This is a genomic window from Sphingomonas sp. FG14 (genome assembly GCF_057809675.1).
This window is the reverse complement of the sequence record NZ_JBMDKK010000001.1, coordinates 351,450-373,874: the sequence shown is the minus strand read 5'-3', so window position 1 is coordinate 373,874 and position 22,425 is coordinate 351,450. Positions and strand designations below refer to the sequence as shown.

Below are 22,425 nucleotides of genomic sequence, written 5' to 3'. Positions count from 1 at the left end.
GACCTCGATCGTCAATGATTTGATGATCGGAGAAATGGCTGGAGCGCCTCAACTTTCCGGCTCGATTCCGAGCCCGACAAGCAGCCGCGACACCATATTGTACGAAGCGACCACCATCACCAGTTCGAAGGTTGCGGCGGGTTCGGGAAAATGCCGCCGCAGTGCATCCATCGTCACGGCATCGATCCCGACATTGCGGCTACTCTCATAGGCTAGCGCCAACACCGCGCACTCAGCCGCATCGAACAGGATGTGGTTCGCAGCGGCCCTCGCCACGTCATCGAGCGCATCGAGTTGCGCCTGACTGCCACCGGCATCCAGGAACGGCCCGCGATGATGATGGAATTCGTAATCGGCGCCATTGATGCGTGCGACAGCGCAGATCGCCAGTTCGCGATGAAGGGACGAAATGGCGGGGCTCGCGCGAACCTGCCCCATCAGCGCATTCCAGCCCGCGGCGATGCCTGGGCTGTGCAGCAACATCCGGTCCAGATTGAGCAGTTGCCCGCCGCGCCGCGCGCGGATCGCCGCCGCAACCGGTTCCGCATCGGCATCATAATCGTCGCGATAGCTTATGCTCGGCATGGTCCCTCCTGCGCCGGTCCGCCATCCAGTATCCGCCGCGCGACGCGCAGTTCAATCTCCCTTCGCCAGCATAGCCATATGGTTGCGAAAATATTCGCCGACGCTAGGCTCGCGCGCAGGAGGGACAGGATGGCTGGTTCCGACGCCCGCGCCGGTTCGACACGCGGCACGACCATGACGACATGGCTCGCCGCCCTGCTGGCGCTTCCCTTCATCGCGCCCGACCTTGCCTGGTTGGTTGGTCTTCACCCCGGCCTCTTCGCCTTTCTCGCCTGGGCCGCGCTCTGCGTCGCCGCCGTGCTGCGGGGATGGCTTTTCGGCTGGGCCGTACTCTGCGTGCTTCCGATGGTCGTTGTCGCTCCGGACTGGCTTTTCGGGCCGGTCGATCCCGGCGACGCGTTTCACCCCTGGGGGTCGATCGGCATGTTCGCAGGCGCGGCGATCGTGATCGCTGCCACCGCCCTCTTGGCGCTGCTGCGCGCCAGGCAAACACGATAACACACCTTATCCATATCCGGCTCAAGCAGAAATGGACCCAAGCTGTTGCTCTCCGATATCTTCTGGATCGACACGCCTCGACGACGGCGCCTGGCGATCATGGCGCGCCCGCGCGCAGGTGATTGGCTGACGGACGAAGTCGCCGGCTGGCGCAATGCCGGCGTCACCACGGTCGCGAGCCTTCTTGAACGGGATGAAGTGTTCGACCTCGAGCTTCGTGAGGAACCGATCCTATGTGGCCGGCACGGTATCGAATTTTTCTCTTTCCCGATCCCTGATCGGGGCGTGCCCGAGATGTTCGACGCGAGAGCCTTTGCAAACGCGCTCTTGTCCCGCCTTCATGCGGGAGACTCGGTTGCCATCCATTGCCGGGCCGGCATCGGCAGGTCTTCGCTCGTCGCCGGCGCGGTGCTGGTTCTCGACGGCATGGCGGCAACCGATGCGCTGACTGCGATTACGCGCGCACGGGGAACACCGGTTCCAGACACGGCCGCCCAGACTGACTGGCTGATGGCATTCGAAGCCATGGCCGCAGGCTTGCGTTGAAGGCACATCTGTCGATCAGCCCATCACAATGAATTGCTAACGACTCGCAATTTCGTTACCGAAGCCATGCGATGCTTAGATATGGCGACGGCTTTGACAAATGAGTGATCGGGTGGCAGCACTGGATATCGGCGGCGTCTATGCCGCGCATGGCCATTGGCTGCAAAGCTGGTTGCGACGGCGGACGCGCTGCCCGCATCGCGCATCGGATCTGGTGCAGGACACGTTTTGCCGGATCATCGAGCGACGCCCGGCCGAAGCGCTCACCGATCCCCGTCGTTATCTCGCGGTGATCGCGCGACGGTTGCTGATCGACGATGTCCGCCGCCGCGAGATCGAGCGCGCCTATCTCGACACCCATGCCGAAATGCACGGTGACACCGACGATCTGACGCCCGAACGTATCGCCGCCGCGACCCAGCTCCTCGACGGCATCATGCTGCTGCTCGGCGCGCTTTCGGCACAAGTGCGCGTGGCGTTCCTGCTGCGCCGCGTGGACGGGCTGTCCCATGCGGAGATCGCTGAGGAACTGGGCGTTTCGGAACGCACGGTGAAGCGCCATATCGCGCGGGCCTATGCCGCCTGCTACGAATTCGCGTATCCCACCTGACATGCGCGACGCAGCGATCGAACGGCCCAGCGCCGCCGTGATCCGCCAGGCGGCGCGCTGGGTGGCCGAACTGGACAGCGATACCGTGACCGCCGAACGACGCGATGCGTGTGAGGCCTGGTGCGCGAAACATGCCAGCCACCGCCTGGCCTTCGACCGGATGCGGGGATTCGACAGCCGGTTCGACGGGCTGGATCCGATCGAGCGCACAGCGCTCACCCGCGCTGCGCGGCAATCGCAGGGAAGCGGAGCGACGCGACGGCTGGCCGGCGGCCTGCTGGGGCTGGGCGCGATCATGGTGGCGGGCTGGTTCGGCGCGACGAGCTTCGCGGGCCGCGCCCTCTTCCCCGATCACCAGACCATAGCGGGCGAACTGCGCAACGTAGCAATGGCCGACGGATCGACGGTGATGCTCGATACCGACAGCGCCGCCGACATCGATGACGCTGCGGCGTCCCGCCATGTCCGGCTGTTCCGGGGGCGGATCATGGCGACGGTTGTCGCCAATGCCGCCCGCCCCTTCCAGGTCGAAACCCGCGACGGCACGGTTACGGCACTTGGCACCGCCTTCATCGTCGAGCGCGTCCGCGATCGCACGTTGGTGACGGTGGTGGAATCGCACGTCCGCGCCTGCGCCACCTCGCCGACGAACGTCTCCGATTGCGTCACGCTCGCTCCGGGGCAACGCGCCACGATCGGTGCCGAACGAGTCACCCGGCTCGGCGCGGTCGATGCGGATCAGGCAGCCGCATGGACGCGCGGCTGGCTGGAGGCCGACGATCGACCGCTCGTCGAGGTGCTGACCGAACTCAACCGCTATCGCGGACGACCGGTCCGGTTCGATGCACGGGCACTTTCGCATGTCCGCGTGACGGGCAGCTACCCGCTGGCCGACGCACCGCGGGCACTCGCGGCGATTGCCGGCACCGCCGGCATCGCGGTGTCGCAGAACGCCGATGGCGACGTATTGGTGAGTGCACGCTGATCTTTTTTCCATCTTTTTCGCCGTCAGCCTGTCCCCTTTTCCGGCGTCATCCGTCCCACCTTGCGAACAGGTCCGTTTTCAAGGGGATTTCCATGGTTTCGATCTCGATGCGCGGGGCGGCGCTGGCCGTCCTCGCCACCGCTTCTCTCGCGGCAGCGGGGGCGCCCGCCACCGCGCAGGCCGCACAGGCATCGCGCGCATTCGACATTCCGGCTGGATCGCTGGGATCCGCACTCGCACGGCTCGGCCGCCAGGCGGGCACCGTGGTCTCGGTCGATCCCGCACTGGTGCGCGGCAAGCACAGCACCGGATTGCGCGGGGACTTCACGACCGCGGCGGCGCTTTCCCGCATGCTCACATCCACCGGGCTTTCGGCCCGGCCCGACGGACGCGGCGGCTATCGCATCATGGCGCAAACGCCGGCACCTCGCCCGGCCCCACGAGCCGCCGCGATGCGCGCGGCGCCGGCGCCGCTGGCCGGCGCCGTCGACATGCCCATGGAGAGCGACACCGGTGGCGCGGACGAGCAGATCGTCGTCGTCGGCGCGTTGACCGATGTGGAGATCGATCGCGAACAGATCGAGTTCCGCCAGGCCAATGATCTGGGCGATCTGTTCCGCCAGGTGCCCTCGGTCGCGGTCGGCGGCTCGGTCGGGATCGCGCAGAAGATCTATGTGCGCGGGCTCGAGGACAATATGCTCAACGTCACGGTGGACGGCGCGCCGCAGCGCGGCACGCTGTTCCACCATATCGGCCGGGTTTCGATCGAGCCCGAATTGCTCGCGACTGTCGACGTGAAGGCCGGTGCCGGCGAGGCGACATCGGGCTTCGGTGCGATCGGCGGCGCCATCCGCTTCCGCACGCGCGATGCGGAGGATTTGCTGAAGCCCGGCCAGTCGGTGGGCGCGATCGCCAAGGCCGGCTGGTTCAGCAATGACGGCTACAAGCTTTCGGCAACCGTGTTCGGCCGGCTCACCGACGATCTCGGCATCATCGCATCCTATGCGCATGTCGACCGCGAGAATATGAAGGACGGCGGCGGCGAGACGCTCTACGGCACCGCCGCCACGCAGAAGCTCGGCTTCGTCAAGCTGGGCGGCACGCTGGGCGGACGCCACCGCTTCTCCGCAAGCTACGAACAGCGCAACGAGCAGGCATCGTTCGGCCAGCGACCCAACTGGCCGGTTCTGGCAAGCGATCCGCTGTTTCCCGCCAAGGCGAAGCGACAGACCGCGATCCTCAATTACGGACTGGACGCCGGCAAGGGCGTGGACATCGAAGCGACGGGCTATTGGACGCGCTCGCGCTTCGTGCAGGATCGCTACGATCGCTGGGGCCTTTATGGCGCCGCGATCCGCAGTTACGGCTTCGATATTCGCGGCCGCTTCCGCCAGGGCCAGCACGACATTGTCGCGGGCGCCGAATATCGCGACGACCGCGTCGAGAGCCGCTATCTCGAGGATGCCTCGGTGTGGGGGCCCTGGGCGTGGGATCCGGCGATCGGCCGCTTCGTCGAGACCGGCACCGTTTTCGGCCTTTATATACAGGATCACTGGCGCATCGCAGATCCGCTCACCTTGAGCGTCGGCGCGCGCTACGACGCCTATGATCTGACGCAGGTGACCTATGCCAATGCCACCGACAGCGACGGGATCAGCGTCAATGCCGGGCTGCGTTACGAACTGACCGATGGCCTGACGCTGCATGCCAGCTTCGCCCAGGCGTTTCGCGGCAAGGAAATCGGCGACGCCTTCACACTGGAGAAGCGCCCCGGCCGGATCGCGCTCGCGCCCGGGCTACGCCCCGAACGCGTCGACAATTACGAGGCCGGCGCGGCGTTCGATCGCGACGGATTCCGCGCATCTGCGGTCTATTACGACATGGTGATCGACGATGTGATCCTGGACCAGATCGGCAACGGCCCGGCACCCCAGGCCCCCAATTATTACGAGAATATCGGCAAGTTCAAAGCCAATGGCATCGAACTGCGCGCCGGTTACAGCCATGGTCCGTTCTCGATCGACGCCTATTTCAACCACTATCGATCGCGGATCAACGGCCATCCGGTCGAAGGCTATGAGCATATCGGCCTGGGCACGTCGGTGGGCGACAACTGGAACCTGACTTTGGGATATCGCCCGTCGGACACGCTCGGTTTCGAGGCGAGCGTGACGCATTACAACGACCTCAACGACATCGAAGTGCTTCACCGCAATGTCGAGATCGGCTGGATCCCGACGACGCAGCTGGTCGACAAGCCCGGCTATACCGTCGTCGATCTGTTCGGCCGCTGGCAGCCGCTGGGCAGCGACCGGCTGACTCTTCTCGCCGGCGTCTACAATCTGTTCGACACACGCTACCGCGCGCATTCGAGCGTGGCGGATTACAGCGGCATCCCCGATTATGAGGGCGTGGTCGGCGTGCGCGAACCGGGGCGCGATATCAGGCTGACGGTTTCGGTCCGCTTCTGATCATGGCGTCCGCCGCGCGCCGGACGGTGTCGCCGCGACGGCTGCTGCGCCTGTGGCACCGCTGGTTCGGCCTGTTCGCCGCGCTGTGGCTGCTCGTCCTGTCGCTGACGGGTTCGGCGATCGTCTTCTACGACGAACTCGATCGCTGGCTCAATTCGGACTGGTATTCGGTGTCCGTCGCGTCGGCGGGCACCGGGCACGCCGCCGACGCGGCGCTTGCCGCCGCGCACGCTGCGCTGCCCGGTTTTTCCGTGCGTTATGTCGATCTGCCGGACCAGCCAGGCGATACCATCATGCTGCTCGGAACCGACAGCACCTGCGCGCCGGTGCAGATGTTCGCGCATCCGGAAAGCGGAGGGCTCCTCGGCTGGCGGATCGGCGGATCGCCGGCGTTCGATCGCCGCCATCTGATGGACAGCCTGTACGCGCTGCATATGGATCTGATGCTGGGCCCGGCCATGGCATGGTTCCTGGGGCTGGTCTCGCTGCTCTGGGTGATCGATCACATCCCCGCCGCGCTGCTCGCGGTGCCGCGACTGGCGGCATTGCGTTCGGCCTTTCTCGTCCAGGGGCGCGGGCTGCGCCGGCTGTTCGACCTGCACCGCGCGCCCGGCATGTGGCTCTATCCCGTCACGCTGGCGCTGGCGGTGACGGGCGGCTGCCTGACCTGGCAGGAGGAAAGCCGCGATGCCGTCCGGCTGTTCTCCCCGGTATCGGAACGGCTGCATTATGCGTTCGCCGACAAGCCCCCGGCCGCCCGAGCCATCGGCATCGCCCATGCCGCCGCGATCGCACGCCGATATGGCGCCGGACCGGTCGACAGCGTCGCGCCGATCCCCGGCAAGGGGGTCTATGGCGTGCGCAGCTTCGATCCGCGCGACCTGGACGGGATGGGGCGGCTCTGGACCTATATCCGCATGTCCGACGGGCAGGTCGTCGGGCAGCGGCACGACAATGGCGAAAGCGCGGGCGACCTGTTCTTCGCCTGGCAATATCCGCTGCATTCGGGAAAGGCGTTCGGCATGGCCGGCCGGATCGCGATATTCGTGGCCGGCCTGACGACCGCAGCGCTCTGCCTCACCGGTATCCTGCTCTGGTGGCGACGGCGCCGGCCGACTTGACGTTGCACAGCAAGGCCTGGCGCCGATCGGCCGGAATCAATTCAGGGTTGCAGTTCCACATTATACGACATGGCGAATTCCATGAACTTCATAGCCGATGCCATATCTGCCGATTTCCAGCGCACCGAACGCGCGCCGGTGCGCTCGACATTCGGCAGATAGGCGAGAAGTTCGGTGGGGCGATAGAAATGGAAGGTCAGGTCGATCGTCACGGGCTGCGCGGCCTTGGCTGGCTTGATCTGCGCGCTCTTCTGGACGGCCTTGGTCGCGGCGGCGCGGATCTGCCGTTGCGCCTCCGCCGGGACGAGATTTTCGGCGGCATGGAAACCGATATTGCGCTTGACCGCCACCGTCTCGGCGCCGGGAATGACCGGCGCGAGTTCCTCGACCGCCGCGTCGTCACCCGTCGCCAGGATCACCGGTACGCCATATTGGGCGGCGAGCGCGGCGTTCATCGATCCTTCGGAGGCCGGCACACCGTTCAATTTCACTTCGGAGATGCGCGCGCTGGAGAAGGTGTGCGCACGCACGCCGCGTGGATTGGAGGCACTGGAATGATAGCCGATGAAGATCGCGCCGTCATAGCGGCCGTTCTGAATGCCCTCCATCATCATCAAGGGTCGCGGGCTGCCGCGGATCAGGCGAACATCGGCGGGCAATTCCTCGATCAGGATATTCTGCATGTCGCCATGCGCATCGGCGATGACGAACTCGGTCGCGCCGCCTTCACGCGCGCCCGCGATCGCGGCCAGCAATTCGTCGGTCATGATCTTGCGCTGGCGCTGATAGTCGATGCCCGTGCCGCTGATCTGGTTAGGCGTCACCGCGCCCGCGATCCCCTCCATGTCGATCGAGATGAAGATGCGCTTGCCCTGCGCCTGAGCCTCCGCCGGCTGAAGCGCGGCGATCATCGCCATGCCGGGCAAGGTCGCCGCGATGAATCCCCGGAATGTCTGCGATCGGATCGGCACGGATCTTCCCCCTGTCATTTATTGAAGTGATGCGTTGATCGGTCATCCTTAGCATTTCCGTTGCGCTTTTCCATGCGGGATTGCAGTTTTCATAATTGGCGAATCAATTCCGAAATTCGAAACAGGCGCTCGAAAGAGCGAGGGGAGATATCATGACGCTGACGATGACGCGCGCGGTGCTGGGCGCGCTGGTGCTGACGGGAGCCGCGACGCCGGCCCAGGCCGATCGCTTCGATACGGTGCGCGCCGCGATCCGCGAGCAGATCGAGGAGAAATCGGTTCCTTCGATCGCGGTCGCGGTGATGCAGGACGGCAAGATCGTCTGGGAGGAAGGCTTTGGCTGGGCCGATCGCGAAAAGCGGATCGCGGCCGACGAACACACCATGTATTCGCTCGCGTCGATCTCGAAGCCGATCACCGCGACCGGCCTGATGACGCTGGTGCAGGCCGGCAAGGTCGATCTCGACAAGCCGGCCAACGACTATCTGGGCGCGGGAAAGCTCACCGCGCGCGTCGGCGATGCGCGCGACGCGACGGTGCGCCGCGTCGCCGGACACACCGCCGGCCTGCCGCTCCATTACCAGTTCTTCTACGAAGACGAGCCCGTCGCCCGCCCGCCCATGGACTACACGATCCAGACCTATGGCAATCTCTTCACCGCGCCTGGCGAACGCTATCAATATTCCAACCTCGGCTATGGCGTGCTCGATGCGATCATCAGCCGCGTTTCGGGCGTCAGCTATGCGGACTTCATGCGCCGCGAGGTGTTCGTGCCGCTTGGCCTTACCCACACATCGGTCGATATCGGCCCCGGGCTCGAGCGTTTCGCGGCAATGCGTTACGGTCGGGACGGCGAACCGGTGCCCTTCTACGAATTCGACCATCCCGGCGCCTCTGCGGTCTATTCGAGCGCGCACGACCTGATCCGCTTCGCCGGCTTTCATTTGAAGGATCATCTTTCGGGCCAGAAGGCGATCCTCTCCGACGCATCGATCGAAGAGATGCATCGCGGCGTCGACCCCCAGGCGATACGCGACGAGGGCAGCGCCTATGGCCTGGGCTTCGGCACGCGCACCAAGGACGGATATCGCATCGTTTCCCACTCGGGCGGCATGGCGGGCGTCGCGACGCTGATGCAGCTTTTCCCCGATCGCAATACCGCCATCGTCGTGCTGGCCAATTCGAGCAGCCCGGCCCCCCGCATCATCGCGGACAAGATCGCCGCCGTGGTGCTGCCCGGCTGGAAGCCCACCCCGATCCCGACCGAAGAACCCAAGGCGCCCGCCTTCACCCCCTCGGCCGAGCTTGTCGGCACCTGGAAAGGCACGCTGCACACCTCCGCGAAGGACATGCCCGTCGAACTGACCTTCCAACCCGACGGCCTGATCCGCGCGAAGTTCGGCGATCAACTGCCGACGATCGTTTCACGCGCCCGCTTCGACAAGGGCTTTTTCGACGGCGACCTGAATGCGCGCATCCCGAACCCGGAGACGCTGCGCTACAGCTATTCGGTCCATCTCGCGCTCAAGCTGCATGGCACCACGCTCAACGGCGCGGCGACCGCAGCGGGGGACGGCGACAATCAGCGCGTGCGCAACGCGCTGACGCACTGGATCTCGCTCGACAAGCAGCCTTGATGGCTTAACCCGTGACGCGAGCGCGCAGGCGCCAATTGGCGATGTGCGCGCTCGCGAGCAAAAGGCTGCCGGCGACGGTCAGCGCGGTTTCGGCTGCGGCGCGACTGGTGAAGAGCGCCCCGATCATCATCAGCACGAGCCCGGCGATGCCGGTGAAGACGGGCACGAGCGCGCCGTGACGGCGATGCCCGGCCATCAATGCGACGGCGCTGGTCGGGATGGCGGCGGCAAGCACGAGCAGATGGAAACCCTCGCGCAGATCGAGCGCGCGCGCGAGCGCCGGCAATGCGGCGATCAGGATCGGCAGCGCCAGACAATGGATCAGGCACAATGCCGAAGCCCCTATCGAGAGGCCGTCGAGCCAGCCTTGTCCGATACCGTTCCGTCGCATGCCCGGCAGATGATACTTTGTATCATTGATTGCAAGGGCCAGGCGCCAGGATATTTTCAGCGCGGGAAATCGCGACGTGAGCCGGTCTTGTCGACCAGGCTAATATAGGATACCCCCCTATCCTATGCATATATCAAAGAACAAGGATGCCATCCTCGCCCGGATCAAAAGAATCGCGGGGCAGGTCGGCGCGGTCGAACGCGCAGTCCAGTCCGATGCCGGCTGCGCCGAAACGCTTCATCTCGTCGCCGCCGTGCGCGGCGCGGTGGCAGGGCTGATGGACGAACTGGTCGCGGATCACCTTCAGGCGCATGTCGCGGCGCCCGGCCTCTCCGATGCGGAGCGCGCCGCCGCCGCCGAGGAACTCACCGTGCTGCTGCGCCGCCATGTCCGCTGACCCACGCCCCGCGCTCCACCCCATCTTTGCCGATCACGGCCATGACTTTCTGGGCGCCGCGCATGATCGCAATGCGCGACGCACCGCCTGGGTGGTCGCGATCACCGCGCTGATGATGGTCGCGGAGATCGCCGCCGGCTATGCGACGGGATCGATGGCGCTGCTTGCCGACGGCTTTCATATGGCCACCCATGCGGGCGCACTCGGCATCGCGGCGATCGCCTATGGCTATGCCCGCCGCCATGTCGCCGACCCCCGCTACAGTTTCGGCACGGGCAAGATCGGTGATCTCGCCGGCTTCGCCTCGGCGCTCGCGCTCGGGCTGATCGCGCTGGGCATCGCGGTGGAATCGGCGATGCGCCTTGCCGAACCGGCGCGCGTCGCGTTTGGTGAAGCGACCATCGTCGCCATCGCCGGACTGGCGGTGAACCTGATCAGCGCCCTCCTGCTATCGGACGGGCACGCGCATCACCATCATGGCCACGCGCATGGTCACGACCACGACCATCACCATCATGGACGGGACAATAATCTGCGCGCCGCCTATCTCCATGTCCTGGCGGACGCACTCACATCGCTGCTCGCGATCTCAGCGCTGCTGGCCGGGCGCTATCTGGGCTGGGTCTGGCTCGATCCGGCGATGGGGCTGGTCGGCGCTGCGGTCATCGCCCGCTGGTCATGGTCGCTGATGCGCGACAGCGCGCATGTCCTGCTCGACAGCACCGAACCGGCGCTCGCCGCCGAGATCCGCACGCGCGTGGAAGCGCCGGGCGATGCCCGCATCACCGACCTTCATGTCTGGCGCATCGGCCCGTCCGCCCATGCCGCGATCGTCCGCGTCACCGGCGTCCCATCCTCATCGGCGGTTCGCGAACGTCTCTCCCCGATCCGGGCGATCGGCCATCTGACCATCGAGACCTGATCCACGAAACGATCAGGCCCGCCGGCGCAGCTCACCCCGTACGAGAAGCCAGTAGGTAAACCCGGTCAGCGCACCGTAGCAGCCCATCAGCCAGAAGAAGACGGCGGCGGACGTCAAGGTCTGGCCATGCTCCGCCATGCCCCAGATCGCATAGGGTGCGGCCGGGATCGCGGTCATCGCGAACCCGCCGATCGCATGGCTTGCCGCCGAACGCTGGGCCTGGCGGATGAGCAGCACACGAATGGGAAAGCCGAAAACGAGTTGCGCCGCATAAAGCAGCAAGCAAACCAGCATCACGATCGACAGCGGCCAGGGATAGGCTCCGGTGGCGACGGATATGCACGCCGCCGCGATCGATGCCGGCAAGGGCGCCAGCAGGAACCGGATCAGTTCCTTCATGTCCCGTCTCGCTGCGGCATCACGACGATCCGCGTCGCCAGCCTTTCGACCTCGGCGCGATCATGGCTGACATAGAGCGTCGGCAGGCCGAATTCGTCGCGGACGCGCTCGATCACCGCCATGATATCGTCGCGCCGCGCGGCATCGAGCGATGCGAGCGGCTCGTCCATCAGCAGGAAGCGCGGACAGGCAAGCAGCGCACGGCCGATCGCGACGCGTTGCGCTTCTCCACCGGAGAGCGTGCGTGGCCAGCGGTCGAGCAGATGGCCGATGCCGAGAAATGCGACGACGTCGTCGAGCGCGAGATCGAGCCCGGTCGCCCGCGCCGCCGGCGTGGCGAGATGTGTTCCGTAAAGCAGGTTCGCGCGCACCCGGCGATGCGGGAACAATCGGCCATCCTGAAACACATAGCCGGCGCTGCGCTGTTCGGGGGGTAGATCGATCCCGGCATCGGCATCGAAAAGGATCCGCCCCGCCACCGCGATCCGGCCCCGATCAGGCCTGAGCAATCCGGCGACCATGTTCAGGATGCTCGTCTTGCCCGCGCCCGACGGACCGAACAATGCGGTGACGCCATCGCCAGCCTCCAGATCGAGCGCGATCAGGCCGTCGCCGAGCCTGCGGCTGATCGAAATCTCAAAGGACATGGCCGCCCCGCCCCGCCCCGGCGCGGCGCGACAGCGCCTCCGAAGCGATCAAGGCCCCCAGGGACAGCAGCACGGAGATGACCGCGAGCCGCGTCACCGTCCCCTCGCCGCCCGGCACCTGCAACGCCGAATAAATCGCGATCGGCAAGGTTCTGGTTTCACCGGGAATATTGGAAACGAAGGTGATCGTCGCGCCGAACTCTCCGATCGATCGGGCGAAACCCAGCACCGCCCCCGCCAGCACCCCGGGCAACGACAAAGGCAGGGTAATGGTGAGGAAGCTGCGCCAGCGCGTGGCGCCCAATGTCCGCGCCGCGCCCTCCAGTCGCGGATCGACCGCTTCGATCGACAGCCGCATCGCGCGCACCATCAGTGGCAGCGCCATCACCGCGGCGGCCAGCGCAGCCCCTGTCCAGCGGAACATGAATTCGATGCCCAGCCATTCGGCGAACCACCGCCCCACCGGGCCGTTCGCGCCGAACGCCAGCAAAAGCAGCCAGCCGGTCACGACGGGCGGAACGACCAAAGGCAGATGGACCAGGCCGTCCAGCAGCAGCTTGCCGGGGAAGCGCAGCCGCGCCAGGACCCAGGCCAGGCCGAACGCGATCGGCATGGTCAGCGCCACCGCGACCAGACTGACCTTCAATGACAGCCGGATGATCTCCCAGTCATCGGGCGTGAGGGCAAGGAAGGACGACATGGTCCGGCGATCAGCGTGACACGAAGCCGTAGCGCGCGAAGATCGCCCGGCCGTCGCGCGAGATCAGGAAGCGGCGGAATCTCTCCGTGGCGACCGGATTGCGTCCGGACTTCAGCGCCGCCACGGGATAGGTGATCGGCGGATGGCTGGCGGCTGGAAATGTGCCGACCACCACCACGCGGCGCGAGGCACGCGCATCCGTCGCATAGACCACGCCGAGCGGCGCCTCGCCACGCTCGACCAGCGCCAGCGCGGCGCGAACATTCTCGGCCCGTGCCACCCGCGCCTGTACCTGCGGCCAGACGCCGAGCGCGGTCAGCGCCGAACGACCATATTTGCCCGCCGGCACGGTATCGGGATCGGCCATGGCGAGCCGCCCGCCGCCAAGCGCCCGCGCGATCGGAAAGCCGCGCGCGATCGTCAGCCGCACCGGGCGCGCCGCCGGCGCTACCAGCACCAGCCGGTTCGCCAGGAAAGAGATCCGAGTGCGTGGCCGCAGCAGTCCGCGTTTCGCGACATCGTCCATCCACGGTTCGTCCGCCGAGATGAACAGGTCGGCCGGTGCGCCCGATCCGATCTGACGCGCCAGCGCCGAAGATGCGGCGAAGGACAGCACTGGGCGCGCATTGCCGCGCGCCGCCCAGGCATCGGCCGCTTCGCTGAGCGATTCCTGCAGACTCGCCGCCGCCAGCACCAGCGGCGCGCGTTCCTGCGCGGCGGCGGGCATGAGCCACATGCCCGCCGCCGAAACCATCGCGAGCAATCGAAGAAGGAACCGGACCATCGCCGGGACATTGGCCCGTCGTCCCGCGGTGCGCAATGGGCTTGCGCGTCGCATCCGCCGCTGCGGTTGCATATCGCCGACCGGAATTGCACGGTCTGCCCCGCAACGAGTCGAAGGGGTGAAGATGAAGCGGATCGCGGGCCTGATCACCGGCATTGCTCTAGGAAGCATTTCCGTGGCGGCAGCGGCACAAGCGCAACAGGCCCAGCCACAACAACAGCCGCTGCCAACGGAAGTGACGATCGCCAATACGCGCGTGATCGACTTCGTCTCCTCGGTGAACGGCCATCGCTATCGCCTCAATGTCGCGCTCCCGCTGCGGCCGCCGCCGTCCACCGGCTACCGCGTCATCTATATCTTCGACGGGAACAGCTATTTCGGCAGCATGACCGAGGCCGTTCGGGTGAACGGCAATGCCACCGACGTCGTCGTGGTCGGCATCGGCTATCCCGACAGCGCCGAATTCATCGCCGATTCCGAACGACGGCGCGGTCCGCCGAACCCGGCGCAGGCGGCGATGGATCCGCTGCCGCGCGCACGATCGCGCGAGCGGCCCTATGACCTGACCTTGCCCGCGACCGATGCGGAACTCGCCGCGCAATCTCCATCGGGTCCATCGCCCTACAACTCCGCCAATGTCGGCGGCCTCGATCAGTTCCTCCAGACGATCGAGACCGATGTGAAACCTCGCATCGCCAAGCTGACCAGCATCGATGCATCGAACCAGGCGCTGTTCGGCCATTCGCTGGGCGGACTGGCGGTGCTTCGCGCGCTGTTCACCCGGCCGCAGGCCTATCGCAGTTTCATCATCGCCAGCCCGTCGATCTGGTGGAGCAATCGCGTCGTGCTGGCGGGTGAAGCCGCGTTCGTCCAGGCGGTGAAGACCGGCAAGGCAACGCCAAGGGTGCTTGTCACCATGGGGTCGGAAGAAAGCACGCCGCCCAGGACGCCGATCCCCGGCATGGATGCGGCGACCGTGGCGGCGATGATCGCCCGATCCAACATGGTCGCCAATGCGGGCGATCTGATCGCCCGGCTCAAGGCGGTGAAGGGCGCGCCCGGATATGAAGTGGCGGACTATGCGGTCTTCGCCGATCAGGGGCACGGCATCTCGGTCTGGCCCGCCATCGGCCGGGCGGTGGAGTTCGCGTTCCAGCGATAGGCGCTTGGCCAGAATTCGTTTCTTCTGCAACTTTTTCTTCTTGCCAAGAGCCCATTCAGGTTGAAACATCCTGATCAGGATTTCACACTTTCCGATATGGCGAATCATGCCGGCGGGGTTGGGAGGGACAAGAACATGAGGAATCGAAAGATCGCGCGCTGGCTGGGCGCCGCGCCTCTATTGCTATTGATGACGCAGGTCCTGCCTGCGCCTGCCTTGGCGGGCGCGCCCCGCGCGGCGGCGGCGATCAATAGCTCTGCGATCGACAAGGTGATGGCCGACAGCCTCGCCACCCAGAAGCTCGCGGGCGGCGTGGTCGGCGTGATGAAGGATGGCAAGATCGTCCTGATCAAAGGCTATGGCATGGCCGACCTGGAAGACGATCAGGCGGTGAAGCCCGACACGATCTTCCGCATCGGATCGATCACCAAGCAGTTCACCAGCGCGATGCTGATGATGCTGGTCGAGCGCGGCCAGCTCTCGCTCAGTGATCCGATCAGCAAATATTTCCCCGATTTCCCGAAGGCGGACGGCATCACCGTCCGCCACCTGCTCGATCACACATCGGGCATCCACAGCTATACCGACAAGGTCTTCATGGGATCGCGCGGCTGGCGCGAGCACGACACCAAAGAGATGGTGTCGTATATCGCGGGGCAGGACAATCTCACCGATTTCCCGGTCGGCGCCGAGTATCGCTACAACAACTCAGCCTATGTGATGGCGGGCGCGATCGTCGAGAAGCTGACGGGCAAGCCCTATGCGGTCGCGCTCGACGAGATGATCGTGAAGCCACTGGGGCTGACCGATACCGTTTATGACGACGAGCGCACGATCGTGCCGCGTCGCGCCAAGGGCTATGGCCTGCGCGACGGCAAGCTCGCCTATCCGGTGGCGTTGTCCGTCAGCGTTTCCGGCGGTGCGGGCGCGATCCGCTCGACGGCGACCGACATGCTGCGCTGGCACGAGGCATTGTTCGCCGGCAAGGTGGTGAAGCCCGAAAGCCTGGCGCTGATGATCGAGCCCGCCAAGCTCAAGGACGGGCGCCTGACCAGCCAGGCGCGCAAGCCCGGCCCCGATGGCCGGGCGCCGATGGATTACGGCCTGGGCCTTGGCGTGGGCACGCGCGACGGCCACCGCCTGATCGGCCATGGCGGCGCGATCAACGGCTTCAACGCCATGCTCTACACCTATCCCGATGACGGAACGTCGATCGTGCTGCTCACCAACACCGATGGCGGCGCGAACGAGCTTTACTGGAAGGTCGCGCAAGCGTGGCTGGGTTCACAGGGTGGAGCGGCAAAACAATGATCAGGAGAACAACCATGCGCTCGATCGCGACTCTCTCGTTCCTGTCGTCAGCGGCCGTGCTAGCATTCGCCGCGCCGGCGATGGCCAAGGATACGCCCGAATACGACATCGTCATCAAGGGCGGCACGATCGTCGACGGCAGCGGCCTGCCCGGTTATCGCGGTGACGTCGCGATCGATGACGGGCATATCGTCGCGGTCGGCGATATCGGACCGGCCAAGGCGGTGAAGACGATCGACGCGGCGGGGCTGGTGGTCTCGCCCGGCTTCATCAACCTGCACAGCCATGCCGAACCCGATGCGGTCTCGACCGCGGTCAACATGCTGACCCAGGGCGTCACCACCGAAATGATCAATGCCGATGGCGGCGGCGGCAGCGATATCGCGAAGCAGCTTCCAGACTATGCGTCCAAGGGGCTGGCGGAGAATATCGGCGCCTATACCGGCTTCAACGCGGTCTGGCGTGATGCGATGGGCGATCGCGACCTGCGACCGACCGGGGCGCAGATCGCATCGATGCGCGCCGCGCTGGAGAAGAACCTCAAGGCCGGCGCCTGGGGAGTATCCTCCGGCCTTGACTATCGCCCGGCCTATTATGCCAGGCCCGAGGAAGTGATCAGCATCGTCTCGGTCGCCAAGCCGTGGCGGACCAACTTCCCCAATCACGACCGGCTGCGCCCGGAGGATAACCTCAGTTCCTTCAAGGGCATGGAAGAGACTGTTTCCGTCGCGGAGCAGGCCGGGCTGGTGCCGGTGATCACGCACATCAAGAGTGCGGGCAAGGAACGCGGCAATGCCGCGAATGTGCTCAAGATGGTGTCCGCCGCCACTGCGCGCGGCGCCTGGACCGCGATCGACATCTATCCCTATCTCGCCGGCCAGACCGCGCTCCAGGCCTTTCTCGTCCCCGGCTGGGCCGCCGATGGCGGGCGCGATGCGATGCTTGCCCGTTTCAAGGATCCGGCGATCCGCCCCAAGCTCGTCGAGGCAGCGGAATATGCGATGGCGACGCGGCTGGGCGGCGCCGAAGGTATCGCCCTGCCCGATCTCAACAAGCGACTGACCGACATCATGGCCGAGGAGAAGATCGGCGCTGGTGAAGCCGTGCTCCGTACGCTGGAACGCGAACCCTTTGTCCGCGCCAACATGACTTTCGGGCTGGAAGATGACGTGATCACCTTCCTGAAATATCCCGACACCGCCGTCGCCTGCGATTGTGGCGCGGCAATCACCAATCGTGGCCATCCGCGCTATTATGGCAGCTTCCCCAAGGTGCTCGGCCATTATGTCCGCGATACCGGCGCGATCACGCTGGAGGATGCGGTGCGCAAGATGACCGCGCTGCCCGCCGCCATCATCGGCATGGTCGATCGCGGCCGCATCGCGCCGGGCATGCGCGCCGACGTGACGCTGTTCGATCCGAAAACGGTGCGCGACCATGCCACCTTCGACAAGCCGACACTCCCCTCAGACGGCATTCGCCACGTGATCGTCAACGGCGTCGCGAGTTTTGTCGATGGCGCCGCCACCGGAGCGAAATCGGGCGCGGTCCTGCTACGCGACACGCATATGCCGAGCCGTCCGATGAATGCAGTGAGCGCCGCGCGCGGCATGACCGCGACCGCCAAGTCCGCGGACTATACCGTCTCCATCCAAGCCGATCAGCGCGCGGGTCAGGCCTATGCCACCGGCACGATCAAGCTGACCGACGTGAAATCTCGGACGGTCTGGACCGCCGACCGGCTGGGCGTGCTGCAAACGACGAAGGGCTGGGCCAGCCTGACCGCGATCCTCAAGGACAAGGCGGGCAAGCGCATGGCGGCGACGCTGACGCTCGACCATGCCGATGGCGCCGCGCAAACTCCGGTCGTTTCGCTCGCGCTCGGCAGCAATGCCGCGATTGCCCTGCCCGCCAGCGGATCGGTGCGCTAACCGAACATCAGCGGCAGATGAGCGATGCTCATCTGCCGCCGCGTATCAAATGCCCCGCTCGGAGACGAGCCGAAAGCCCTTTTCCGCCGCGACCGGAACCGCGTGGAAAGTCTCTCCCACGATCCGGTTCCGGCCGGTCGCCTTGCTGAGATAGAGCTGGCGATCGGCGTTGCCGATCCAGAGATCGGCCGTCATGCCGGGGCGGCAACGCGCGGTCGCGATGCCGATGCTGACCGTCACGCACGAGCTCACCTTCGACTGGGTGTGCGGAATGCCCAGCGACTGGATTTGCGCCTGGATTTCCCTGGCCACCGTCATCGCCGCATCGGCATCGGCGCCCGGCAGCACGCAGGCGAATTCCTCGCCACCATAGCGCGCGGCGAGATCGGAAGCGCGGCGCACCGCACGGTTGAGCGCAGAAGCAACCATGGCAATGCAGCGGTCCCCCGCCGGATGCCCATAAGTGTCGTTGAACGCCTTGAAGAAGTCGATGTCGAGCATGATCACCGACAGCCAGTCCTCCGAACGCGCGAGCCGCGCCGTCTCGACACCCAGCGCCTGTTCGAGACGGCGGCGATTGCTGAGCCCGGTCAGCGCATCGGTCACCGCCATCTCGGCAAGCTGGTCGCGCAGGCGCTTGAGCTCGATATGGTTGCGGACACGCACCGCCAGGATGACCGGCTGGATCGGCTTGGTGACATAATCGATCGCGCCCAGCGAAAGCCCGCGCGCCTCGGCATCCTGATCGTCGAGCCCGGTCGTAAAGATCACCGGGACATCAGCGAGCAGCCGATCCTGCTTCAACGTCTTGCAGACCTCATAGCCATCCATGCCGGGCATCAGCACGTCGAGCAGGATCAGATCGGGCAATACCGTGCGCGCGGTTTCGATCGCCTGCTCGCCCGATGTCGCGAAGCAGATCTCGTAACTGTCCTCGAGCACGGCATTCATGATCTCGATGTTCGAAATCTCGTCGTCGACGATGAGGACCACGGCTTTCCGGGTCATGATGACGTCGGTCATGAAAGTGTTTCCTGCAATTCGGGCCGGCCCTGTTTCGCGGTATCGCCGGTTTCCGCGTCGAGCAGTTCCGCTGCCCGGTCATAATCGAGTGCGTCGAGCGCGGCCTTGAGCGGATGGAGGCGGATCGTTTCAGCCGCCATCCCGCTCGCTTGGGCAAAGCGCTCGAAGCCGCCGCGCGCACCCAGGCTGCGCCGCTTCACCAGCCCGCGCAGATCGGTCAGCGCCGCTTCCACGGCGGCCGGGTCGATCACGGCCGCGTCCTGAGGCGCGGCAGTCGATCCTACCGGCGACAAGCTGGCAGCGGCGGCGATTGCCGGTGAGAGATGTTCGTCCAGCCGCATCAGCAAAGGCCCGAGCCCGTCGAGCATGTCGGCAGCAATAGCCGCCTCGATTTCAGCCGCAACCTGCGCGACCGCGACCAGTTCCAGCGAACCTGCCGTGCCCTTCAGCGTATGCGCGAGCCGCCTTGCCTCGATCAGTGCTCCACCGGCGATCTGCGTGCGCAAATCCGAAACCGTGGACGCGAAACCGTCACCGAAGCCCGTGATCAGCTTGCGCAGCAGGACGCGCTTGCCGTTGACCCGCCGGAGCGCGGCCTCGATATTGAAAGGCGGCAAAGTATCAGGAAGCTCGGCAACCGGCTCCGTCGCGGCGACTACCGCCGTCTGTGCTTCACCTGAAAGGATAGCGCCCGGCTTCAACCAGCGATCGAGCGTGCGCACCAGCATTGCGGGGTCGACGGGCTTGGCGATATGATCGTTCATTCCCGCATCGAAGCAGCGTTGCCGCTCGGCCTCATAGGCGTGCGCGGTCATCGCGATAATCGGCAGGCTTTCGGCGGTCCAGCGGCGGCGGATCTTGACCGTCGCCTCCATCCCGTCCATCTCCGGCATCTGCACATCCATCAACACGGCCGCGTAGTGGCCGGCGGCCTCGTCCACGCGCTCGCAGGCGATCCTGCCGTTCTCCGCGACATCGACGACCAGTCCGGCATCGCTCAGCAGCTCAACAGCGATCTCACGATTGATGTCGTTATCCTCCGCCAACAGCACACGCAGCCCGCGCAATGCCGGCGACACCATCGGCACCGTATCCGAAGACTCGACGGCTTCCGCAGGCTTGGAATCCTCTCCCGCGAACAGACCGGTGATGGTCTCAAGAAGCGTCGTCGGTTCGACCGGCTTGGCGAGGAAGGCCGCTATGTCCGCCCTTTCCACTTCGGCTCTGAACTCGTCATTGCCATAAGCGGTCACCATCAGGACGACGGGCAGACTGGTCAGCCGTTCGCTGTCCCGCATCGCCTTCACCGTCTCCATGCCGTCCAGGCCAGGCATCTTCCAGTCGAGCAAGACCAAATCATAGGGCTCGCCCGCCGCCGTCGCGGTCTCGATCGCGCCGAGAGCCTCCGCTCCGGATGCGACCAGATCGACCGGCATCGACCAGGATGCGAAGATTTCCTCCAAGATCTGGCGCGACGCGGGATTGTCGTCGGCGATCAGGACGCGCAGCGCCGCGATGGTCTGCGTGGGCAGCATTGCCGGCGTCGCCGACGCGTCACCCACCACCATCTCGACAGTGAAGCTGAAGACGCTGCCTTCGCCCAATCGGCTTTCGACGGCGATGCTGCCGCCCATCAATTCGACGATCTGCTTGCTGATCGCCAGCCCAAGGCCGGTGCCACCGAAACGGCGCGTCGTTGAGCTGTCGGCCTGGGTAAAGGAATTGAAGAGCGACGCCTGTTGTTCGGGCGTCATGCCGATCCCGGTGTCACGAACCGATACCTCCAGCGTCACGGCATTGCCGATCTGCGCCGACGTGCCGACCGACACGGTGACGGTGCCGTTCTCGCTGAACTTGATGGCATTGCTCACCAGGTTCAGGATCACCTGGTTGAAACGCAGTTCATCGCCAACCAGGCGGGCAGGCACCGCATTGTCGATGATCGAGCGAACCGTGACGCTCCTGGCCCGCGCGTCGGCATCGACGAGATGGAGCTGGTTCTCGAGCGACGTCCGCATATCGAACTGGCGTGATTCCAGCTCCAGCTTGCCCGCTTCGTTCTTCGAGAAATCCAAGATGTCGTTGATCAACCTCAGCAGCGAGGCTCCCGCTCCGTTGATCTTGGAGACATAATCCTGTTGCCGAGGCGTCAATTCGGTGCGTAGCGCCAGATGGCAGAAACCGAGAATGGCGTTCATCGGCGTGCGGATCTCATGGCTCATATTGGCCAGGAACATGCTCTTCGCCCGGCTGGCCGCCTCGGCATCGTGCGTCCGCTCCTCAAGCGCGACATTCTTCGCCATGATCTCGTCGCGCATCGTGCTGATGCGATCGAAGCTTTCGACCAACATGTCGCTGAGCCAGACGAGCACCGCCGTCTGGAACGCGACGATCCCGGCGTGCAGCGCCACGCGCAGCACGTCGTTACCGTTGGGGAACACCGCCGAAGGCAGCAGCAGATCGAGCACGAGATGGTGGATCGCCACCGCCGTGGCGGCGACCAGGATGACACGCCGATCGCACCATGCGATCGTCAACGCCAGCATGGCGAAGAAGTACATGTGCATGTCCATCTGCCACGGATTGCCTGACAACAGATAGACGAGCAGCGCCGGCTCCCCCATCAGCGCGATCGCCGACAAATAGCGGTTCGCGGGCGCGATGCCCCCGCGCCACCACGCGAAATGATAGGAGCTGGCCAGCAATATGCCCGCCAGTGCCGCGCCAAGCACGGAACGGTCGACGATTGCCGCGGTGATCGCCAGCACGGGCACATGCAGCCAAAGCAGTGGCACAAGGAAGCGCGCGAAGCGCGTGCGAAGCTTGTCGAGTTCTGACATCATCCCCCCTGTGCCGGCGCCGATGCCGGCCTGAAACCAACACAGCCGCGAAGCCGCATCGGATCGATCACCGCCCAGGCCCCCGCCCGATAGGCCGCATCGACAAAACCTGGATCGTCGGACTGCGCGATCACCATATTGTCCGGTCCGCCGGCATCGACGATCCCGCCATTGGCGGTACGGATCAGCGCCAGCGTTTCAGGCAGATCGTACCAGGGCGGCGCGACGACGGCATATTGGCCGTCCTGTCCCGTCGGCTTGAGAGTCGCGGCGGCCAGGCCGATCAGGCCCACGAAAAGCAATGCGGCGGCAGGCACAAGATCTCGCCATTTGAAACCGTCCGCAGCCGGGCCGGCAACCTTGGCGATCCGATCCCGGCGACGGGGCTTCATCCGAAACATCGCTTTGCCACTCATAACGCCCGCAAAACTATGCGGACGGGCTTGCGATAGGGTTAATGTTGGATATGCAATCCCGCAGAAAAGCAACCAAAA

General features: G+C 65.4%; 22 protein-coding genes. 12 read left to right on the top strand and 10 right to left on the bottom strand.

Features of this window, described 5'->3' with window-relative positions; translation table 11 throughout:
• Positions 1 to 48: 48 nt before the first annotated feature.
• Positions 49 to 585: a carboxymuconolactone decarboxylase family protein gene (locus ACODTA_RS01775; RefSeq protein WP_489064089.1), complete on the bottom strand. Its 537-nt coding sequence runs from the start codon at positions 583 to 585 to the stop codon at positions 49 to 51.
• A 129-nt stretch (positions 586 to 714) separates the two neighbouring features.
• On the opposite strand from ACODTA_RS01775, the gene ACODTA_RS01770 reads away from it, so the two are divergent.
• From ACODTA_RS01770 to ACODTA_RS01745, 6 genes are all read left to right on the top strand, one after another.
• Positions 715 to 1,083 carry a hypothetical protein gene (locus ACODTA_RS01770; RefSeq protein ID WP_489064088.1) on the top strand — a complete coding sequence of 123 codons (369 nt, stop codon included), beginning with the start codon at positions 715 to 717 and terminating at the stop codon, positions 1,081 to 1,083.
• Between the two features lie 45 nt (positions 1,084 to 1,128).
• Positions 1,129 to 1,629, top strand: a complete 501-nt coding sequence (locus tag ACODTA_RS01765; RefSeq protein ID WP_489064087.1) for a protein-tyrosine phosphatase family protein — start codon at positions 1,129 to 1,131, stop codon at positions 1,627 to 1,629.
• A 100-nt stretch (positions 1,630 to 1,729) separates the two neighbouring features.
• Entirely contained in the window at positions 1,730 to 2,239 is a 510-nt protein-coding gene (locus ACODTA_RS01760) for a sigma-70 family RNA polymerase sigma factor (RefSeq protein WP_489064086.1), read from the top strand.
• A gap of 1 nt (position 2,240) precedes the next feature.
• Positions 2,241 to 3,224, top strand: a complete 984-nt coding sequence (locus ACODTA_RS01755) for a FecR family protein (RefSeq protein ID WP_489064085.1) — start codon at positions 2,241 to 2,243, stop codon at positions 3,222 to 3,224.
• Positions 3,225 to 3,316: 92 nt separating this feature from the next.
• Complete coding sequence (locus ACODTA_RS01750; RefSeq protein ID WP_489064084.1) at positions 3,317 to 5,695, top strand: TonB-dependent receptor; 2,379 nt, start codon at positions 3,317 to 3,319, stop codon at positions 5,693 to 5,695.
• 2 nt (positions 5,696 to 5,697) lie between these two features.
• Positions 5,698 to 6,816: a PepSY-associated TM helix domain-containing protein gene (locus tag ACODTA_RS01745; protein ID WP_489064083.1), complete on the top strand. Its 1,119-nt coding sequence runs from the start codon at positions 5,698 to 5,700 to the stop codon at positions 6,814 to 6,816.
• A gap of 41 nt (positions 6,817 to 6,857) precedes the next feature.
• Here ACODTA_RS01745 and ACODTA_RS01740 read toward each other — a convergent pair whose 3' ends face one another.
• Complete coding sequence (locus tag ACODTA_RS01740; RefSeq protein WP_489064082.1) at positions 6,858 to 7,787, bottom strand: M55 family metallopeptidase; 930 nt, start codon at positions 7,785 to 7,787, stop codon at positions 6,858 to 6,860.
• Between the two features lie 152 nt (positions 7,788 to 7,939).
• Here ACODTA_RS01740 and ACODTA_RS01735 point away from each other — a divergent pair, with 152 nt between their 5' ends.
• Entirely contained in the window at positions 7,940 to 9,424 is a 1,485-nt protein-coding gene (locus ACODTA_RS01735; protein WP_489064081.1) for a serine hydrolase domain-containing protein, read from the top strand.
• A 4-nt stretch (positions 9,425 to 9,428) separates the two neighbouring features.
• On the opposite strand, the gene ACODTA_RS01730 is transcribed toward ACODTA_RS01735, so the two are convergent.
• Positions 9,429 to 9,815, bottom strand: coding sequence for a MerC domain-containing protein (locus tag ACODTA_RS01730; RefSeq protein ID WP_489064080.1), 387 nt, complete (start codon positions 9,813 to 9,815; stop codon positions 9,429 to 9,431).
• 124 nt (positions 9,816 to 9,939) lie between these two features.
• On the opposite strand from ACODTA_RS01730, the gene ACODTA_RS01725 reads away from it, so the two are divergent.
• Both ACODTA_RS01725 and dmeF read left to right on the top strand, forming a co-directional pair.
• Positions 9,940 to 10,212 carry a metal/formaldehyde-sensitive transcriptional repressor gene (locus ACODTA_RS01725; RefSeq protein ID WP_489064079.1) on the top strand — a complete coding sequence of 91 codons (273 nt, stop codon included), beginning with the start codon at positions 9,940 to 9,942 and terminating at the stop codon, positions 10,210 to 10,212.
• Positions 10,202 to 11,134: a CDF family Co(II)/Ni(II) efflux transporter DmeF gene (gene dmeF / locus ACODTA_RS01720; protein WP_489064078.1), complete on the top strand. Its 933-nt coding sequence runs from the start codon at positions 10,202 to 10,204 to the stop codon at positions 11,132 to 11,134. The genes ACODTA_RS01725 and dmeF overlap by 11 nt, the downstream gene beginning before the upstream one ends.
• Before the next feature lie 12 nt (positions 11,135 to 11,146).
• Here the strand turns inward: dmeF and ACODTA_RS01715 are convergent, their stop codons facing one another.
• From ACODTA_RS01715 to modA, 4 genes are read right to left on the bottom strand one after another with little or no spacing between them, the layout of a single operon-like run.
• Positions 11,147 to 11,533, bottom strand: a complete 387-nt coding sequence (locus ACODTA_RS01715) for a hypothetical protein (RefSeq protein WP_489064077.1) — start codon at positions 11,531 to 11,533, stop codon at positions 11,147 to 11,149.
• Entirely contained in the window at positions 11,530 to 12,180 is a 651-nt protein-coding gene (locus tag ACODTA_RS01710; RefSeq protein ID WP_489064076.1) for a molybdenum ABC transporter ATP-binding protein, read from the bottom strand. The genes ACODTA_RS01715 and ACODTA_RS01710 overlap by 4 nt, the downstream gene beginning before the upstream one ends.
• Entirely contained in the window at positions 12,170 to 12,880 is a 711-nt protein-coding gene (modB, locus tag ACODTA_RS01705; protein ID WP_489064075.1) for a molybdate ABC transporter permease subunit, read from the bottom strand. The genes ACODTA_RS01710 and modB overlap by 11 nt, the downstream gene beginning before the upstream one ends.
• A 10-nt stretch (positions 12,881 to 12,890) precedes the next feature.
• Positions 12,891 to 13,664: a molybdate ABC transporter substrate-binding protein gene (modA, locus tag ACODTA_RS01700; RefSeq protein ID WP_489064074.1), complete on the bottom strand. Its 774-nt coding sequence runs from the start codon at positions 13,662 to 13,664 to the stop codon at positions 12,891 to 12,893.
• A 124-nt stretch (positions 13,665 to 13,788) separates the two neighbouring features.
• Here modA and ACODTA_RS01695 point away from each other — a divergent pair, with 124 nt between their 5' ends.
• From ACODTA_RS01695 to ACODTA_RS01685, 3 genes are all read left to right on the top strand, one after another.
• Positions 13,789 to 14,826 carry an alpha/beta hydrolase gene (locus tag ACODTA_RS01695; protein ID WP_489064073.1) on the top strand — a complete coding sequence of 346 codons (1,038 nt, stop codon included), beginning with the start codon at positions 13,789 to 13,791 and terminating at the stop codon, positions 14,824 to 14,826.
• A gap of 135 nt (positions 14,827 to 14,961) precedes the next feature.
• The gene (locus ACODTA_RS01690) at positions 14,962 to 16,137 is read left to right on the top strand and encodes a serine hydrolase domain-containing protein (protein WP_489064072.1); all 1,176 of its coding nucleotides are present in this window, start codon (positions 14,962 to 14,964) and stop codon (positions 16,135 to 16,137) included.
• Between the two features lie 14 nt (positions 16,138 to 16,151).
• Positions 16,152 to 18,068, top strand: coding sequence for an N-acyl-D-amino-acid deacylase family protein (locus ACODTA_RS01685; RefSeq protein ID WP_489064071.1), 1,917 nt, complete (start codon positions 16,152 to 16,154; stop codon positions 18,066 to 18,068).
• Between the two features lie 45 nt (positions 18,069 to 18,113).
• Here ACODTA_RS01685 and ACODTA_RS01680 read toward each other — a convergent pair whose 3' ends face one another.
• Genes ACODTA_RS01680 through ACODTA_RS01670 form a run of 3 tightly spaced genes read right to left on the bottom strand, consistent with a single transcriptional unit; the run spans position 18,114 to position 22,323 of the window.
• Positions 18,114 to 19,091: a diguanylate cyclase gene (locus tag ACODTA_RS01680; RefSeq protein WP_489064070.1), complete on the bottom strand. Its 978-nt coding sequence runs from the start codon at positions 19,089 to 19,091 to the stop codon at positions 18,114 to 18,116.
• Positions 19,088 to 21,931, bottom strand: a complete 2,844-nt coding sequence (locus ACODTA_RS01675) for a response regulator (RefSeq protein ID WP_489064069.1) — start codon at positions 21,929 to 21,931, stop codon at positions 19,088 to 19,090. The genes ACODTA_RS01680 and ACODTA_RS01675 overlap by 4 nt, the downstream gene beginning before the upstream one ends.
• Positions 21,931 to 22,323, bottom strand: a complete 393-nt coding sequence (locus ACODTA_RS01670; RefSeq protein ID WP_489064068.1) for a hypothetical protein — start codon at positions 22,321 to 22,323, stop codon at positions 21,931 to 21,933. The genes ACODTA_RS01675 and ACODTA_RS01670 overlap by 1 nt, the downstream gene beginning before the upstream one ends.
• Between the last annotated feature and the right edge of the window lie 102 nt (positions 22,324 to 22,425).